18 protein-coding genes are annotated in these 14,766 nt (G+C 69.8%); 8 read left to right on the plus strand and 10 right to left on the minus strand.

Annotation, left to right across the window (positions count from 1 at the left end; translation table 11 throughout):
- Positions 1–95 precede the first annotated feature (95 nt).
- Both EFK50_RS07105 and EFK50_RS07110 read right to left on the minus strand, forming a co-directional pair.
- Positions 96–869, minus strand: coding sequence for a hypothetical protein (locus EFK50_RS07105; RefSeq protein WP_221177310.1), 774 nt, complete (start codon positions 867–869; stop codon positions 96–98).
- Positions 862–1,524 (minus strand): excisionase, encoded by a 663-nt coding sequence (locus EFK50_RS07110; protein WP_148046078.1) that lies wholly within the window; start codon positions 1,522–1,524, stop codon positions 862–864. Before EFK50_RS07110 ends, EFK50_RS07105 begins: the two co-directional genes overlap by 8 nt.
- Before the next feature lie 101 nt (positions 1,525–1,625).
- On the opposite strand from EFK50_RS07110, the gene EFK50_RS07115 reads away from it, so the two are divergent.
- On the plus strand, positions 1,626–1,808 hold the full coding sequence (locus EFK50_RS07115) for an ArsR/SmtB family transcription factor (protein ID WP_246004090.1): 183 nt from the start codon (positions 1,626–1,628) through the stop codon (positions 1,806–1,808).
- Positions 1,809–2,021: 213 nt separating this feature from the next.
- Entirely contained in the window at positions 2,022–2,243 is a 222-nt protein-coding gene (locus EFK50_RS07120; protein WP_123226867.1) for a hypothetical protein, read from the plus strand.
- A 169-nt stretch (positions 2,244–2,412) separates the two neighbouring features.
- Here EFK50_RS07120 and EFK50_RS07125 read toward each other — a convergent pair whose 3' ends face one another.
- The 6 genes from EFK50_RS07125 to EFK50_RS07150 form a co-directional block, all read right to left on the minus strand.
- Positions 2,413–3,021 (minus strand): hypothetical protein, encoded by a 609-nt coding sequence (locus EFK50_RS07125; protein ID WP_148046079.1) that lies wholly within the window; start codon positions 3,019–3,021, stop codon positions 2,413–2,415.
- A gap of 101 nt (positions 3,022–3,122) precedes the next feature.
- Entirely contained in the window at positions 3,123–3,593 is a 471-nt protein-coding gene (locus EFK50_RS07130; protein WP_123226869.1) for an aminoacyl-tRNA deacylase, read from the minus strand.
- 138 nt (positions 3,594–3,731) lie between these two features.
- Entirely contained in the window at positions 3,732–5,981 is a 2,250-nt protein-coding gene (locus EFK50_RS07135; RefSeq protein WP_123226870.1) for a heavy metal translocating P-type ATPase, read from the minus strand.
- Positions 5,978–6,886 (minus strand): hypothetical protein, encoded by a 909-nt coding sequence (locus EFK50_RS07140; RefSeq protein WP_123226871.1) that lies wholly within the window; start codon positions 6,884–6,886, stop codon positions 5,978–5,980. Before EFK50_RS07140 ends, EFK50_RS07135 begins: the two co-directional genes overlap by 4 nt.
- Positions 6,883–7,125, minus strand: a complete 243-nt coding sequence (locus tag EFK50_RS07145) for a heavy-metal-associated domain-containing protein (protein ID WP_123226872.1) — start codon at positions 7,123–7,125, stop codon at positions 6,883–6,885. Before EFK50_RS07145 ends, EFK50_RS07140 begins: the two co-directional genes overlap by 4 nt.
- A gap of 146 nt (positions 7,126–7,271) precedes the next feature.
- The gene (locus tag EFK50_RS07150; protein WP_123226873.1) at positions 7,272–7,742 is read right to left on the minus strand and encodes a tRNA (cytidine(34)-2'-O)-methyltransferase; all 471 of its coding nucleotides are present in this window, start codon (positions 7,740–7,742) and stop codon (positions 7,272–7,274) included.
- Positions 7,743–7,880: 138 nt separating this feature from the next.
- On the opposite strand from EFK50_RS07150, the gene EFK50_RS07155 reads away from it, so the two are divergent.
- From EFK50_RS07155 to EFK50_RS22610, 4 genes are read left to right on the plus strand one after another with little or no spacing between them, the layout of a single operon-like run.
- Positions 7,881–8,465 carry a M15 family metallopeptidase gene (locus tag EFK50_RS07155; RefSeq protein WP_221177311.1) on the plus strand — a complete coding sequence of 195 codons (585 nt, stop codon included), beginning with the start codon at positions 7,881–7,883 and terminating at the stop codon, positions 8,463–8,465.
- A 19-nt stretch (positions 8,466–8,484) separates the two neighbouring features.
- Positions 8,485–10,050 carry a peptide chain release factor 3 gene (locus EFK50_RS07160; protein WP_123226875.1) on the plus strand — a complete coding sequence of 522 codons (1,566 nt, stop codon included), beginning with the start codon at positions 8,485–8,487 and terminating at the stop codon, positions 10,048–10,050.
- Positions 10,040–10,744 carry a 5'-3' exonuclease gene (locus tag EFK50_RS22605; protein ID WP_246004075.1) on the plus strand — a complete coding sequence of 235 codons (705 nt, stop codon included), beginning with the start codon at positions 10,040–10,042 and terminating at the stop codon, positions 10,742–10,744. Before EFK50_RS07160 ends, EFK50_RS22605 begins: the two co-directional genes overlap by 11 nt.
- A complete protein-coding gene (locus EFK50_RS22610; RefSeq protein ID WP_246004076.1) occupies positions 10,672–11,061 on the plus strand; it encodes a hypothetical protein in 390 nt (129 codons plus the stop codon). The genes EFK50_RS22605 and EFK50_RS22610 overlap by 73 nt, the downstream gene beginning before the upstream one ends.
- Here the strand turns inward: EFK50_RS22610 and EFK50_RS07170 are convergent.
- Both EFK50_RS07170 and EFK50_RS07175 read right to left on the minus strand, forming a co-directional pair.
- Positions 11,006–12,526, minus strand: a complete 1,521-nt coding sequence (locus EFK50_RS07170; protein ID WP_123226876.1) for an acetyl-CoA acetyltransferase — start codon at positions 12,524–12,526, stop codon at positions 11,006–11,008. The two genes, EFK50_RS22610 and EFK50_RS07170, sit on opposite strands and share 56 nt — an antisense overlap.
- A gap of 4 nt (positions 12,527–12,530) precedes the next feature.
- Positions 12,531–13,268, minus strand: coding sequence for a glucose 1-dehydrogenase (locus tag EFK50_RS07175; protein WP_123226877.1), 738 nt, complete (start codon positions 13,266–13,268; stop codon positions 12,531–12,533).
- 49 nt (positions 13,269–13,317) lie between these two features.
- Between EFK50_RS07175 and EFK50_RS07180 the strand changes: the two genes are divergently transcribed.
- Together EFK50_RS07180 and EFK50_RS07185 are read left to right on the plus strand one after the other, a co-directional pair.
- The gene (locus tag EFK50_RS07180; RefSeq protein WP_123226878.1) at positions 13,318–14,403 is read left to right on the plus strand and encodes an NAD(P)H-dependent amine dehydrogenase family protein; all 1,086 of its coding nucleotides are present in this window, start codon (positions 13,318–13,320) and stop codon (positions 14,401–14,403) included.
- A 66-nt stretch (positions 14,404–14,469) separates the two neighbouring features.
- Positions 14,470–14,760: an excalibur calcium-binding domain-containing protein gene (locus tag EFK50_RS07185; protein WP_183407706.1), complete on the plus strand. Its 291-nt coding sequence runs from the start codon at positions 14,470–14,472 to the stop codon at positions 14,758–14,760.
- The last annotated feature ends 6 nt before the right edge of the window (positions 14,761–14,766 follow it).

Genomic DNA, 14,766 nt, shown 5'->3' on the forward strand with positions numbered 1-14,766 from the left:
GAAACGAGACTGCCGAGGCTCGAACTTGGACGGAGGAGTCCGGATCTGCCGCGATACGTGCGTCATACCGCCGCGAGTGACGCGCCAGCCACCGCTCAGGCGTTCAGGATGCGCAGCGCAGTCTGACCGTTGGCGCGGGCGTCGGCCGGCAGCGTTCGCCATTGGGTGGCGGAGTCTGGAAGTGCGCGTACCAACGTCTGCAGTCGGGAACGATCCGAGCCGGCGAACTGCACGCGCTCGGCGTAGGGATCCTCAATGACCGCGAGCAATAGCGCGGCGTCCTGGAGATGACGCTCGCGGTCACGGGAGTCGGTCTCGTAGGCAGCAGCCTTGAGGATCACCGCGCCGAACGGCGACGGGACGCTCACCGTGGTGGTGCGGCCCGTCGTGATCTGGAGCCGTGCGTTGACCGTTCGGCGCAGGGCTTGCGTGCCTCCCTCGATAGCGATCATCGTGCGACCACGGAGCTTCTCGACCACCCGCGGTGCGACATGGTCAGCGATGAGGATGTCGACGACATCGGGACTGGCTGCCACGACATCGACCGTCGAAACCCCTCGCTTGAACCGATGAGCGGTGTTGTTCCGTTCGTCGATCGACGGCGCAAGCTCGTAGCCGAGCGACTCGAGCGCCCGGGCGGTCTCCGACGCAATGCCGCGGGTGGTCTCGACGTGGAGGACGATGTCGACGTCGTTCGTGGGGCGCACGGCATCGATACCTGCGTGGATTCCGTGCAGCTGAGCCATCAGGCCGCCGACGAGCGTCCACTTGTCGTGGGGCAGCACGGCCTCGATCTCGGCGACGTTCGGCCACGGCGCACCCCAGCCACCGGTGGGCGTAGCGACGTCGATGGTCGGCCGATCAGCCACGGAACGCCCCCAGCGCTCGGTCGATCGCATCGATTCCGGCTCGGCGCTCGCGGACGTCGAGGGACTCGGCCAGGTCGAGTGCGGCGAGAGCATCGCTGGCGCCGACCAGGTCGCGAACCACGTCGAGATCCATGGAAGTCGCGCGTAGCGTCACGCTCCCGGCGTCATCGCGAATCAGGCCATGACGCGACACGACCGCCTTCAAGTCGGTCGTGCCCAGGTAGCCGTCGATCGCGTTCGTCGCCGCCAGCCCTAGTCGCGCAGCCGCCGGCCACGTGTCCACCAACTCCGCGCGCAGCCGCTCCCCCGCACTGCGATGCGCGACGTACCGGCTCACGCTGGCCCGCCCACGCGCGCGCTCGGCCAGCTCCTCGGCTTCGAGCCCACGGAGGCGTCCTCTGAGCCGGGACCGTTGGCTGTCCCCCAGCCACCCCGACTCACGTCCGGACAGCAGCGCAACGGCGGCCCATGCCGTCGACTCAGCCCACGCCCTCGTGTGCGAACCGCGGCGAACGGCCAGCAGTCGCTCGACTGAGGTCTCGTCGACTACTCCTCGGGCCAACGACCGCAGGTCACCTCGCGCGACCAGGTGCTGGACCTGCCGCGTCGAGACGCCGAGCCGCTCAGCGGCCTCGGAGACGGCGAGCAATGTCATGACATACATGTTCGCTTAGGCGAAGTTATCCGTCAAGTTAGTCTCGGACCCGGAGAGCGATCGTCACCGAGCTCGCTGCCGGTGAGCGAACGGTCGGCGAGCTGGCCGCCGCACTGCCCGTGGCCCAGCCGGCCGTGTCCCAGCACCTCAAGGTTCTCAAGCAGATCGGCCTGGTCTCCGACCGAGCCGAGGGCACCCGTCGGCGCTACCGGCTGAACGAAGCCGGCGCCGCCGCTCTGCGTGACCAACTCGACGGAAGAACTGCAGGAAATCGAGATCGGTGATGCTTCCGTCGTACGAGCCGTAGACCCTCAGTGACTTGGACGGTTTCTCCTGGAACCACTCGCCCAGCAGCTCGTAGTCCGAACGCTTCAGCGCTGAATCGAACTGGATCGTTTCGGGCCGGTCGTCCAGCCAGTCAAGATCCGCGACCCTGATGGGTGAACGCACGTCGTACGGCACGACCAACAAGGTACGCGTGCGCATAAGGTCAGAGCATGGATTCGACCACGGTGGGCTACCTCGTGTTGGCGCTGGCGGCTGTCGGACTGATCGGCGGCGGGATCAACCTGTATCAGGCGCATACCGGCCGCGAGATCATCAAGACCGGCAAGGACGCTACGCCCGAGGATCTACGCCGGAACTCAACGACTGCCGGGCTGATCCTGCTCCTGTCAGCCGTGGCCGAGATCGCGCTGGGCTTCTACCTCCTGAGTTGACTCGTGTCCGACGGGCCGCAGACCTATGACCTGAGAACTGGTCATATGACCAGCATTCTGTTCCTACGAACTTCGGCGAGCCTTTCGGCGGTCTGATGCCCGGAGCTGCGCACAAGCACTCGCCGATCTCGCGAGGCAGATCGTGCGGCCGGGATACTGACTCCCCCGCCTAGGTCGCGCTCATCAACCACGGATCGCGGAAGTCGAAGAAGGACGGCTCGCCGACCGACAGCGAGTTCAACTCCGCCAGCTGCGCCTCGACCTCGGGGGGCATCTGCGACTGCTCGCCCTCACGGGCGGCGGCCTCGGAGGTGAAGTAGATGGCCATGCTCCACGCGCCGTCCGCGGTTCCGGCCCAGAGCGTGCCGAGGATGTCGGGGCGGAGGGTCGGCCAGTCGATGCTGTCGTCGCTCATCAGCGACCGCACCCGATCGATGTCGCTGACCTGGCCCTGCATCACCTGGACGAACCCGGCCGAGCCGAGGTCGCCGTACTGGTCGTGCTCGACGAGGGTGCAATTCTGGAAGGTCGGCTCGCCCTCGAAGAACCCCTCCATCGTTCCCCACCAGACACCCTGCTCCGGGCGTTCGCTGTTCGCCGCGGCGGCCTCCTGGGAGGCGAACCGGACCATGGCGACCGTCTTCCCGTCGGCGGTCACTCCTGCGGTCGAGTCGAGCCACCCGGTGGCACCGGCACCGATGTCGACGGCCCAGCGCTCGACGTGGGCGCGCATTCCTGCCTCGTCGGCGACGCGTCCCTGAATCACTTGTACGAACATCTGCTTCTCCTTCGCGGGTAGGGCCACCACCTTCCGAGGCTCGTCCTCTTGAGGCGGTTCCGCAATGGAAGCCAGGTCACAGACTGGTGACGAACGCCGGGTCAGCCCGCGGGGTCGGTGACGTCAGCCACCTGCGCACCCAGTACGGCGACCAGGTCGGCGGCCGGCACGGTCGCGGAGACGCCGTGTCCCCCGCCGCCGATGGACACGGTCCCGACGACGTGGGTGTCGGCGATCACCGGCCACGGGCTCAGCGATCCGAACGGGGTGATGGTGCCGCGCTCGTAGCCGGTGACCTCGCGAGCGGTGTCCGCGTCCGGCATCGAGAGCCGGTTGACGTCGAGCAGGGCGCGCAGCTTGGGCCAGGAGATCTGACGGCCCCCGGGCACCAGGACGAACAGGTAGTCGTCGGCGCCCCGCCGTACGACGAGCGTCTTCACGATCTGCTCGGGGCGGAGGCCGCGCCGCTCGGCGGCCTCCTCGAGCGAGGACACCTGTCCGTGCCGGACGATGGTGTGCTCGATCCCGGATGCGGCCAGCGCCTCGGCGGTGCGCTCCTCACCTGCGGTCATGAAGCGATCCTCCCCGAGCCGACACCGTCCCGGCGGCGCACCGGACCAGGCACGACACGGCCCAGACGGCAGCGCTCGCCAGGACGTCGCGTCCCCGCGACACCGGAAGGTGCCGCGGGGAGCAGGTGCCGACGTCGCTCACAGCGAGCTCTTGAACCGCTTGAGCCGCAGGCTGTTCCCCACTACGGAGACCGAGGAGAACGCCATGGCCGCACCGGCGAGCATCGGGTTGAGCAGGCCGGCCGCGGCGATCGGGATCGCGGCGGTGTTGTAGCCGAACGCCCAGAACAGGTTGGACTTGATGATGCTGAGCGTCCGCCGGGACAACCGGATGGCGTCGACCGCGACCCGCAGGTCGCCACGGACCAGGGTCAGGTCGCTGGCCTCGATCGCCACGTCGGTGCCGGTGCCCATCGCCAACCCGAGGTCGGCCTGGGCGAGGGCGGCGGCGTCGTTGACCCCGTCGCCGATCATCGCCACGACCTTGCCCTCGGACTGCAGCTTCTTGACCACCTCGACCTTGTCGCTGGGCAGCACCTCGGCGTACACGTCGCCCGGCTCGATACCGACCTGAGCGGCCACGGTGCGAGCGACCCGCTCGTTGTCGCCGGTCAGCAGGATCGGACGCAGACCCAGCTGGCGCAGCTCCGCGATCGCCGCCGCGGAGGTCTCCTTGACCTGGTCGGCGACGACCAGGACCGCTCGGGCCCGCCCGTCCCAGCCCACCGCCACCGCGGTCAGACCGCGATCCGAGGCCCGGTCGAACTCGCTCTGCAAGCTCTCGGGCAGGTGCTGCGACCACTCGGCCAGCAGCTGCGGGCGACCGACCAGGACGGCGTGTCCGTCGACGATGCCCTGGACCCCGAGTCCCTCGACGTTGCCGAAGTCCTCGACCTGGCCGAGGTCGCCCGAGGCGCGGGCCGCATCAGCGACCGCACGGGCGATCGGGTGCTCGGAGGCGTTCTCGAGAGCTCCGGCGAGGCGCAGTACCTCGGCGACGTCCTCGCCGTCGGCCACGTGGGTCTCGGCCAGGCTCATCTCGCCGGTGGTGACCGTGCCGGTCTTGTCCAGGACGACGGTGTCGACCTTGCGGGTCTGCTCGAGCACCTCGGGCCCCTTGATCAGGATGCCCAGCTGCGCGCCACGTCCGGTGCCGACCATCAGTGCGGTCGGGGTCGCCAGACCCAGGGCGCACGGGCAGGCCACGATCAGTACGGCGACCATCGCGGTCAGCGCCCCGGCCGCCCCGGCGCCGCTGCCGTACCAGAACCCGAAGGTACCGACGGCGATCGCGATCACGATCGGCACGAAGATCCCGGAGATCCGGTCGGCCAGCCGCTGCACGGCCGCCTTGCCGGTCTGAGCGTCCTCGACGAGCCTCGCCATCTGCGCGAGCTGGGTGTCGGCACCGACCCGGGTGGCCTTGACGACCAGCCGGCCGCCGGCGTTGACGGTCGCGCCGACCACGGAGCTGCCCACGCCCACCTCGACCGGGACGGACTCGCCGGTCAGCATCGACTCGTCGACCGCGGAGCGGCCCTCGACGACCTCGCCGTCGGTGGCGATCTTCTCCCCCGGCCGGACCACGAATTCGTCACCCGCGACGAGCTGCGCCACCGGGATCCTGTGCTCGACGCCGTCGCGCAGGACGGCGACGTCGCGGGCGCCCATGTCCAGCAGAGCCCGCAGTGCCGCGCCGGCGTTCCGCTTGGACTTGTGCTCGATGTAGCGGCCCAACAGGATGAACGTGATGATCCCGGCGGCGGCCTCGAGGTAGATGTTCGAGGTGCCGCTGGTCCGCTCGATGGTCAGCTCGAACGGGTGGGTCATCCCCGGCGTACCGGCGTCACCCCAGAACAGTGCCCAGACGGACCAGCCGAACGCGGCCGCGGTGCCCATCGACACCAGCGTGTCCATCGTCGCCGCACCGTGCTTCAGGTTGGTCCAGGTCGCCTTGTGGAACGGCAGCGCGCCCCAGATCACCACGGGTGACGCCAGGGTCAGCGACAACCACTGCCACGAGGTGAACTGCAGCGCGGGCACCATCGCCATCGCGATCACCGGGACCGACAGCAGCGCCGAGACGATCAGCCGGGTCCGCAGCGCGCTCAGCGCCCGGTCGGCGTCCGTCTCCTGGCTGTCGCCGGTTGCGGCGGCGGCCGGGTCGGCAGCGGGTGGCAGCTTGGCGCCGTACCCGGCGGACTCCACGGCGGCGACCAGGTCGTCGGTGGAGATGCCGTCCGCGACGGTGACCTTCGCCTTCTCGGTCGCGTAGTTGACGGTCGCGGTGACGCCGTCGAGCTTGTTGAGCTTCCGCTCGATGCGGTTGGCGCACGAGGCGCAGGTCATGCCGGTCAGCAGCAGCTCGACATCGGTGCCGGTGCTCATCGCGTCCCCCTCGTTGCGTCGAGCGCGAACTGCGCGGTTCGGACCACGCCGCCGACCTTGAAGTCGAGGTAGAGGTGGTAGCGACCGGCGCTGGGCACCTCGGCCCCGAAGTCGATGGTCGGTCCCGGCTCGGTCTTGCCGTCGCCCGGCTCCCCGCCCGGGTGGACGTGGAGGTAGGCCAGGTCCCGTTCGCGCAAGGCCACCAGATGACCGTACGCCCCCAGGTAGGGCTCCAGGTCGGTGACCGGACGGCCGTTCCTGCTGACCTCGAACTCGAGCATCGAGTGCTCGCCAGCAGCCAGGTCGCCGGCCACCGTGACGGTGAAGCCGCCGACGGTGGCGGTCCGCACCACCTCGGGCAGGGACTCGTTGCCCGGGGACCCGGCCACGAACAGGTCGGTGCCCAGGGTCAGCCCCTCGTCAGCGCCGGCCGGGACGAAGTCGGCGAAGACCCGCCAAGTGCCGGGCTCCAGGTCCACGTCGACCGACCAGGTGCCCGTCGTCCGGTCCAGGGTCGGGTGGACGTGCTGGAAGTCGGAGAAGCTCCGTCGCACCACGATCAGGTGCAGGTCCTTCTCGTGCTCCTCGGTGTAGTCGGTGAGCGGCTCGCCGTCGGGGCCGAGCACCTTGAACTCGATCGTCTGCGTGCCGGACGTGTAGCCGGTGGGCGCCAGGTCGAGGCTGTAGCCGTTCTCGGCGACCTGCAGTCCGCCGGGCACCTTCGCGGTGCCATCGGTCATCTTCATGTCGTTTCCTTCCGCGGTGTCACCCGCGTGCGCGCCGGAGTGGCTCTCCGTCGGCCGGTCGACGTCGCCGAGATCGGTGCGATCTCCGAGGAGCCATCCACCGGTCAGGACGACCGCGAGACCGGCGCCGTACGCCGCCAGCCGGGTCGGGGTGTTCATGCGAGCTGGTAGCCGGCCTCGCGAACCGCAGCGTTCACTGCGTCTCGGGAGACGGGCTGGTCGGAGTTGAACGTCAGTGCGCCGGAGGCGAGGTCGACGGAGACGTCACGGACGCCCGCGATCTCACCGACCTCCTCGGTCACCGAGGTGACGCAGTGGCCGCAGGTCATCCCGACGACCGTGTACGCACCGGCGTTGTTGTTCTTCTGGGCGTTGTTGGTGCTGCAGCAACCGGACATCGTTCTTCCTCTTCCCTTGGTCTTCCTGACTCGTTCAATGCATACCACCGTGGGGTATGCCTGGAACCATACACATACCCCCCAGGGGTACGCAAGAACTGTGCCCGGCATCACGACGGGCACGCAGGAGACCTCAGGCCGAAGCCTTAACGAGCGCCCGGGAATCCCTGCTGGCGCCAGGCCTCGTAGGACACCACCGCGGCGGAGTTCGCCAGGTTCAGCGACCGGCGGCCGTCCAGCATCGGGATCCGGAGGCGATCGGTGATCCGGGGGTGCCCCAGCACCTCGTCCGGCAGCCCCGTCGGCTCCGGCCCGAACAGCAGCACGTCACCCGGCTCGAACGCGACGTCGGTGTACCAACGGGTTGCCTGGGCCGTGAACGCGAACACTCGCGACGGGGCCAGCTCCGTGCTCGTCAGCGCGGCGTCGAGATCGGGGTGCACCACCACTGATGCCAGGTCGTGGTAGTCCAGACCCGCACGTTGCAGCTTGGGCTCGGAGAGGTCGAACCCGAGCGGCTCGACCAGGTGCAGGGTGGCTCCGGTGCCGGCCACCATCCGAATCGCGTTCCCGGTGTTCGGAGGGATGCGCGGCTCGAGGAACATCACGTGGAACACGCCTCACCGTACCGCCCCGGCGCCTACCCGATGCGTACCCCGGGGCCACTCCAGGTACCGCTAGGTCGGCACCTGGAGCCGCCGATCCGGCACCAGCGGACGACGACGCGCTCCGGGGCCGCTGCCTACGTTCGATCCGTGAACCTGATCAGCGCTCCGCGCCTCGCCGTCGTCGTCTTGGCCCACGCCCTCGTCCTCGCCCTGGCTGCGTGCGGGACCGAGCAGCCCACGCGCAGCGATCCGCCGCGGAAGGATGTCGAGAAGGTCGAGCATCCCCGGACGGCCCCGATGAGGCCCGGCCGGCCGCTCGACGACACGCCCTCGCCGTTCGACCTCGACGACCCGCAGGTCTCGCGGCTGGATCCGCAACTCCTCAAGGCCGTCCAGGCGGCGGCGCGCGACGCGGGAGCCGACGGCGTGCGGTTCTGGATCACCAGCGGGTGGCGGAGCCGGGCGAAGCAGCAGGCACTGTTCGACGCGGCCGTGGTCAAGTACCGAAGCGTCGAGGAGGCTCGGCGCTACGTGTCGACGCCGGACAAGTCGGCGCACGTGACCGGGGACGCCGTCGACATCGGCCCCACCGAGGCGGACAGCTGGCTCGCCCAGCACGGGTCCGACTACGGCCTGTGCCAGAGCTTCGCCAACGAGATCTGGCACTTCGAGCTCGCGGTGGAACCGGGCGGGACCTGTCCGGCGCCGATCCCCGACAGCAGCTACCGGTGACGGCCTGTAAATTCACCCGGTGTCCGACAAACGCCCCCGCCGTACCTTTGCCGTCATCAGCCACCCCGACGCCGGCAAGTCCACGCTCACCGAAGCCCTCGCGCTGCATGCCCGGGTGATCAACCAGGCCGGCGCCGTGCACGGCAAGGGCGACCGGCGCGCGACCGTCTCGGACTGGATGGCGATGGAGAAGGCGCGCGGGATCTCGATCACCTCGGCCGCACTTCAGTTCGTCTACCGCGACCACGTGGTCAACCTGGTCGACACCCCCGGTCACAGCGACTTCTCCGAGGACACCTACCGGGTGCTGTCCGCGGTCGACTCGGCGGTGATGCTGGTCGACGCCGGTAAGGGCCTCGAACCGCAGACCCTCAAGCTGTTCCGGGTCTGCGCGCTGCGCGGCATCCCGGTCATCACGGTGATCAACAAGTGGGACCGCCCCGGCCTGTCGCCCCTGGGGCTGATGGACGAGATCGAGCAGCAGATCAAGCTGCGGCCGACCCCGCTGACCTGGCCGGTGGGCGAGGCCGGCGACTTCCGGGGCGTCCTGGACCGTCGTACGGGCGAGTTCGTGAAGTACACCCGCACGGCCGGCGGCGCCACGCGCGCGCCCGAGCGCCGGATGGCGGCGGACGAGGTGGAGGAGGCCGACACCGCTGTCTGGGCCGACGCGGTCGACGAGCACGAGCTGCTCAGCCTCGACGACAAGGACCACGACCAGGAGCGCTTCCTCGCCGGCGAGACCACCCCGGTGATGTTCGCGTCGGCGCTGCAGAACTTCGGCGTCGCCCAGCTGCTCGACCTGCTCCTCGAGCTCGCCCCCGGGCCGAGCGCGACAACCGGGGTCGACGGCTCGGTCCGCGAGGTGGAGGACGCCTTCAGCGCGTTCGTGTTCAAGGTGCAGTCCGGCATGAACAGCTCGCACCGCGACCGGCTGGCGTACGCGCGGGTGGTCTCCGGGACGTTCGAGCGCGGCATGATCGTCACGCACGCCTCGACCGGCCGACCGTTCGCGACGAAGTTCGCGCAGGCCATGTTCGGCCGCGAGACCACCTCGGTCGAGCAGGCCTCCCCCGGCGACATCATCGGTCTGGTGAACGCTCAGGCGCTCCGGGTCGGCGACACCATCTACGAGGGCGAGCGGATCGACTACCCTCCCGTGCCAAGCTTCGCGCCCGAGCACTTCATGACCGCGAACGCCGCCGACATCGGCCGGTACAAGCAGTTCCGCAAGGGCATCGAGCAGCTCGACCAGGAAGGCGTCGTGCAGGTGCTCCGCTCGGACCTGCGCGGCGACCAGAGCCCGGTGCTCGCGGCGGTCGGCCCGCTGCAGTTCGAGGTGGTCGAGGAGCGGATGAAGAACGAGTTCAACTCCCCCATCCGGCTCTCCCGGCTCGAGTACGGCGTGGCCCGGCGTACCGACGCGGCCGGGGTCCAAGCCCTGGCCGGTAAGCGCGGCGTCGAGGTCCTGCAGCGCACCGATGGCGCCTACCTGGCACTCTTCATCGACAAGTGGCGGGCCCAGACGACCGTCCGAGAGAACCCGGACGTGCTGCTCGAGGAGCTGCCCGCCGGTGGCAACTGACCCGGGATCCCGCAAGCTGCTGCTGGTCGTCGACGCGCCCTCGTTGCTGCACCGCAACCACCACGCGCGGGCGCACACCCGGATCACCGACCGTTCGGGCCGGCCCGCGTGGGCGCTGCACGGGATGCTCCGCCAGATCATCGAGGCCATCGACAGCTTCGCCCCGGACGCGGTGATCTTCGGGCTCGACGACCGCACCGCGTCGGTACGCCGGGACTTCTACCCCGACTACAAGGCCGGCCGCGCCGAGAAGCACCCCGAGCTGATCGACCAGCTCGAGCGGGCCGGCGCCCTGCTCGACGCCCTCGGCCTGGCCACCCTCACTCCCCCGGGGCTCGAAGCCGACGACGTCAACGCCTCCGGCGCCACCTGGGCCCGCGAGAACGACTGGAACTGCGTGATCATCACCTCGGATCGGGACGCGTTCGCGCACATCAGCGAGCACACCCAGGTCCTCCGGCTGATCGACGGCGGCATCAACGGCTCGCCCCTGCTCAATCCCAAGCGCCTGTTCGCTCTGTACGGCGTCGCGGCCGAGCACTACCTCGACTACGCGGCGCTGCGCGGCGACGCCAGCGACAACTGCCGGGCGTCTCGGGCATCGGCGAGAAGACGGCCGCGGTGCTGCTCGACCAGGTCGGCTCGATGCAGGCGATCTGGGCGGACATCGACCAGAACGAAGGCCGCGTCCTGATCGCGACGCTGGACGCCTGGGCCGCCGAGACCGGTGGCCGGCGGATGGGCGCCACCGTGGTTCGCCGGCTCTCCGCTCCCGGAGCTCGCGAGCGCTACGACTTCAACGTGCGGATCATGTCCGGGCGCGACGACCTCGACCTCGGGCTCACGCCGGACGTGCCGGGCAGCCCGGGGTTGCTGCCGCTCGAGATCGAACGGGTGCAGCGGGTGGTCGGGTTCCTGAACGTCGAGGCCACCACCTCGCTGGCGTTGCGGGTGCTCAGCTCCGATCCGGCGTCCGCGCAGAGTTCACACCGTCCGCCGACGTCACCGTGACCCGCGCGCCGATCCCGTCCCCTGCCCGCAGCAGCGCGAGCAACGGGTCGTCGACCGGGGCCATCGCGACGAATCGCTCGCCGGTCGCGTCCAGCCGGCCGACCACCACTCCCGCGTCGCCGGTGCCGGGGAACGTGTAGGTCTCGACCACACCGGGACCGTCGGCCCGTGCTGCCACCGCCAGCCGCTCACCCTGGTCGGTCAGCACCGGACCGCGGCCTGACCAGCCCGTCGGAGTCGAGGAGTAGACGCCGACCGAGTACTTGCTCAGCAGTCCCCCGTTGGCGCCGACGAGACCGAAGCCGTCGGCGGTGCGCAGCCGGCGTACCGTCTCGGCGATCGCGTGCAGCGAGTAGTTGTTGCCCGGGCCGCCGAAGAACGGGAGTCCGCCGGTGACCGTCAGGCCGCGCGGGTCGTCGGCCTCGATCCCGAGCGCGTCGGTGATGTTGAAGACTGGGATCGCGAAACAGCTGTACAGGTCGAGCGCGGTCAGGTCGTCCGGGCCGATCCCGGCCATCGCCAGCGCCGCTCGGACCGCCTGCACCGAGACCGGGCCGCCGCCCAGGTCGGGGCGCTCCAGCAACGGCGCCTCGACCGCGTCGGCGTGCCCGTGCAGGTACACCCACTGGTCCTCCGGTACGCCGCAGCGCCGCGCGACCTCGACCGAGGTGATCACCACCGCGGCGCCGAGGTTGACCTTCTCCCGGGCCACCGTCCAGCGCGGGTACGGGTCGTAGATCAGCGGGTTGTCGGCCGTGACGGCGGCCAGCTCGGCAGCGGTGCGCACCGTGCGGGTCGACGCCAGCGGGTTCGCCGCCGCGACCTCCGAGAACGGGGCGAACAGCCGCCCCATCTCCCGCCGGTACTCCTCGACCGAGAGCCCGAGCCGGCCCCGGCGCGCGTGGTCCATCAGCGCGTAGGCCGCGGACGCGATGAAGAGTCCGTGCGCGATCAGGTTGTCGTCGAGGAGGAACTCCCAGTTCGCGCCGCGGTCCTCCCACGGGCCGGTGACGTCGTCGGAGAAGTCCGGCGCGTCCTCGCGTCCGGTGAAGTGCGCCTGCGTGGAGAGGGACTCCCCGCCGGCGATCAGGACGGCCTGGTGCTCCCCGGCGGAGATGCGGTCGGCGTACTCGCTGACCAGCTGCTGCGGACTCTGACCGCCGACGGACTCGAGGACGGCGTGCTCGGGTTCCAGTCCGAGGCACTGCGCCACGGCTCGCGGGAAGTTGCTCGACGCGCCGAGGGCCGGCGGGAGCGGCGTGGAGAGCTCCATCGGCCGGACGCAGGCGAGTACGTCGACCAGACCGGCGATCGAGGCGGTGCCGCAGTCCTCCAGGGCGGCGGAAGCGGCCGCGGCAGCGAGCTCGACACTGGACAGCGCGGCGTAGTCGGCGCTGCCGAACGGGTCGGTTGACTGGCCGACGCCGATCAGGACCGGCGTACTCGGGTCGAGGGGCGCTGCCACGCGATCAGATGTTGGTCGGGATGTGCATGACGGTGCCGCCGTCCACCACGAACTCGGAGCCGGTCGCGAACGACGACTCGTCACTGGCCAGGAACACCACGAACGTCGCGACCTCGTCGGGGAGACCCGGACGGCCCAGCGGAATCGGGATCAGGCCCTCGGGCATCTGGTCGGTCGCCGGCGTGCTGATCCGGCCCGGGTGGATCGAGTTCACCCGGACACCCTGCGGAGCGAGCTCCATCGCCAGCGACTTGGTGAGTCCGGTCAGGCCCCACTTCGAGGCGACGTACCCGTGCGCCCACGGCGTGCCGCGCAGCCCCTCGATCGAGGACGTGTTGATGATCGAGCCGCCGCCGGCCGCGATGATCGCGTCCGCGGAGTGCTTGGCGCCGAAGAACGCACCGGTCAGGTTGACGTCGATCATCTGGTTCCACTGCTCGGCCTTGTAGCGCTGGAGCTGGCCGCCGTTGAAGATGCCGGCGTTGTTGAACAGGACGTTGAGCTTGCCGAACTCTGCGACCGTGAAATCGACGGCGGCCTTCCACTCGTCCTCGGAGGTCACGTCGAGGTGGACGTAGCGGGCGTTGTCGCCGAGCTCCTCGGCGAGCGCCGTGCCCTCTTCGTCGAGGAGGTCACCGATGACGACCTTGGCGCCCTCGGCGACGAGCTGGCGCGCACTGGCCCCGCCGATGTTGCGCGCTCCGCCGCTGATCAGCACGACCTTGTCGTCTACACGTCCCATGCCCGGGACGATACATTGTCGCTAGAACACGTTCTAGTAGGAGGTTTGCATGGCCCCGATCCGTGTCGCCCAGGTCGCCACCGGCAATGCCGGGATGCTGACGCTTCGCCAGCTCATCAACGACGCCCGGTTCGAGCTCGTCGCGGTCTCGACCTCCACACCGGAGAAGGTCGGCAAGGACGCCGGTGAGCTCGCCGGTCTGGGAGTGACCACCGGGATCACCGCCGTCGGCGACCTGGACGCGCTGATCGCGACCGCGCCCGCGTGCGTCGTGTACTGCGCGATGGGCGACACCCGTCCGGTCGAGGCCACCAACGACGTCCGCAAGCTCCTCGAGGCCGGCATCGACGTCGTCGGCTCCGCGCCCGGCACGCTGCAGTTCCCGTGGGGCACGATGCCGGAGAAGGTGATCGAGAAGGTCGAGGCGTCCGCGCAGGCCGGCGGTGCGTCGATCTACATCACCGGCGTCGACCCCGGCTTCGCCAGCGACCTGATCCCGCTGGCGCTCGCCAGCACCTGCCAGCGGATCGAGCAGATCAAGTGCTACGAGCTGGCGGACTACGCGACGTACGACGGCGCCGAGGTGATGTTCGACCTGATGGGCTTCGGGCACCCCGTCGACTCGACCCCGCTGCTGTTCCTGCCCGGCGTCCTCGGCCTCGCCTGGGGCACAGCGATCCGGATGATGGGGTCGGCGCTCGGCATCGAGGTCGACGAGATCGTCGAGTTCTGGGAGGCCGAGCCTGCGCCGGAGACCTACGAGATCGCTGCCGGCACCATTGAGAAGGGCACCATCGCAGCGCTGCACTTCTCGATCAGCGGCATGGTCGACGGGCACCCCGCGATCGTCGTCGAGCACGTCACCCGGACCCGCGACGACCTGCGCCCCGACTGGGCCCGGCCACCGTCGGGTGGTGGCGCCTACCGGGTCGAGATCACCGGCGAGCCGAACTACGTAGTGGACATCGTGCCGAGCAGCGAGCACGGCGACCACAACCACGCTGCGATCGTGGCGGCCTGCGGGCGGATCGTGAACGCGATCCCGGACGTCGTCGCGGCCGCACCCGGGATCCGTACGACGTTGGAGCTGCCGCTGCCGACCGGGCACGGGACGTACGTCGCGCCGACCCGCTGATTTCAACCGGTGACGGATCCGCGAAAGCAAGCACCGGAACCCGGTGGCCGTGCCACGATGCCGCGCATGACTACCTGCAAGCGCGCCGTCGCGTCCGCATTCGTAGCAGTCCTGCTGGCACCGGCCGCTGTCATGGCGACCTCAGCCCCGGCCTCCGCAGCCGGCAAGTACTACGCGTCCTGCGCGAAGCTCACCAAGGACTTCCCGCACGGGGTCGCCAAGAGCGCCGCCGCGGCGCAGCGGCAGGTCAACCAGGGATACGGACGCCCGGCGTACGGAGCCAAGGCCAAGAAGGTCTACGCGAAGAACAAGGGCCGGTTGGACCGCGACAAGGACGGAACCGCCTGCGAGCGCTAGCCGCTC

It is taken from the genome of Nocardioides marmoriginsengisoli (genome assembly GCF_003725695.1).
Classification (GTDB): Bacteria; Actinomycetota; Actinomycetes; order Propionibacteriales; family Nocardioidaceae; genus Marmoricola; species Marmoricola marmoriginsengisoli.

What these genes read in the sequence shown, in the direction of transcription:
- EFK50_RS07110 (WP_148046078.1), bottom strand. Translation starts at nt 1,524, where the DNA reads ATGACATTGCTCGCCGTCTCCGAGGCCGCTGAGCGGCTCGGCGTCTCG.
- EFK50_RS07120 (WP_123226867.1), top strand. Translation starts at nt 2,022, where the DNA reads ATGGATTCGACCACGGTGGGCTACCTCGTGTTGGCGCTGGCGGCTGTC.
- EFK50_RS07125 (WP_148046079.1), bottom strand. Translation starts at nt 3,021, where the DNA reads ATGTTCGTACAAGTGATTCAGGGACGCGTCGCCGACGAGGCAGGAATG.
- EFK50_RS07130 (WP_123226869.1), bottom strand. Translation starts at nt 3,593, where the DNA reads ATGACCGCAGGTGAGGAGCGCACCGCCGAGGCGCTGGCCGCATCCGGG.
- EFK50_RS07135 (WP_123226870.1), bottom strand. Translation starts at nt 5,981, where the DNA reads ATGAGCACCGGCACCGATGTCGAGCTGCTGCTGACCGGCATGACCTGC.
- EFK50_RS07140 (WP_123226871.1), bottom strand. Translation starts at nt 6,886, where the DNA reads ATGAACACCCCGACCCGGCTGGCGGCGTACGGCGCCGGTCTCGCGGTC.
- EFK50_RS07145 (WP_123226872.1), bottom strand. Translation starts at nt 7,125, where the DNA reads ATGTCCGGTTGCTGCAGCACCAACAACGCCCAGAAGAACAACAACGCC.
- EFK50_RS07175 (WP_123226877.1), bottom strand. Translation starts at nt 13,268, where the DNA reads ATGGGACGTGTAGACGACAAGGTCGTGCTGATCAGCGGCGGAGCGCGC.
- EFK50_RS07180 (WP_123226878.1), top strand. Translation starts at nt 13,318, where the DNA reads ATGGCCCCGATCCGTGTCGCCCAGGTCGCCACCGGCAATGCCGGGATG.
- EFK50_RS07185 (WP_183407706.1), top strand. Translation starts at nt 14,470, where the DNA reads ATGACTACCTGCAAGCGCGCCGTCGCGTCCGCATTCGTAGCAGTCCTG.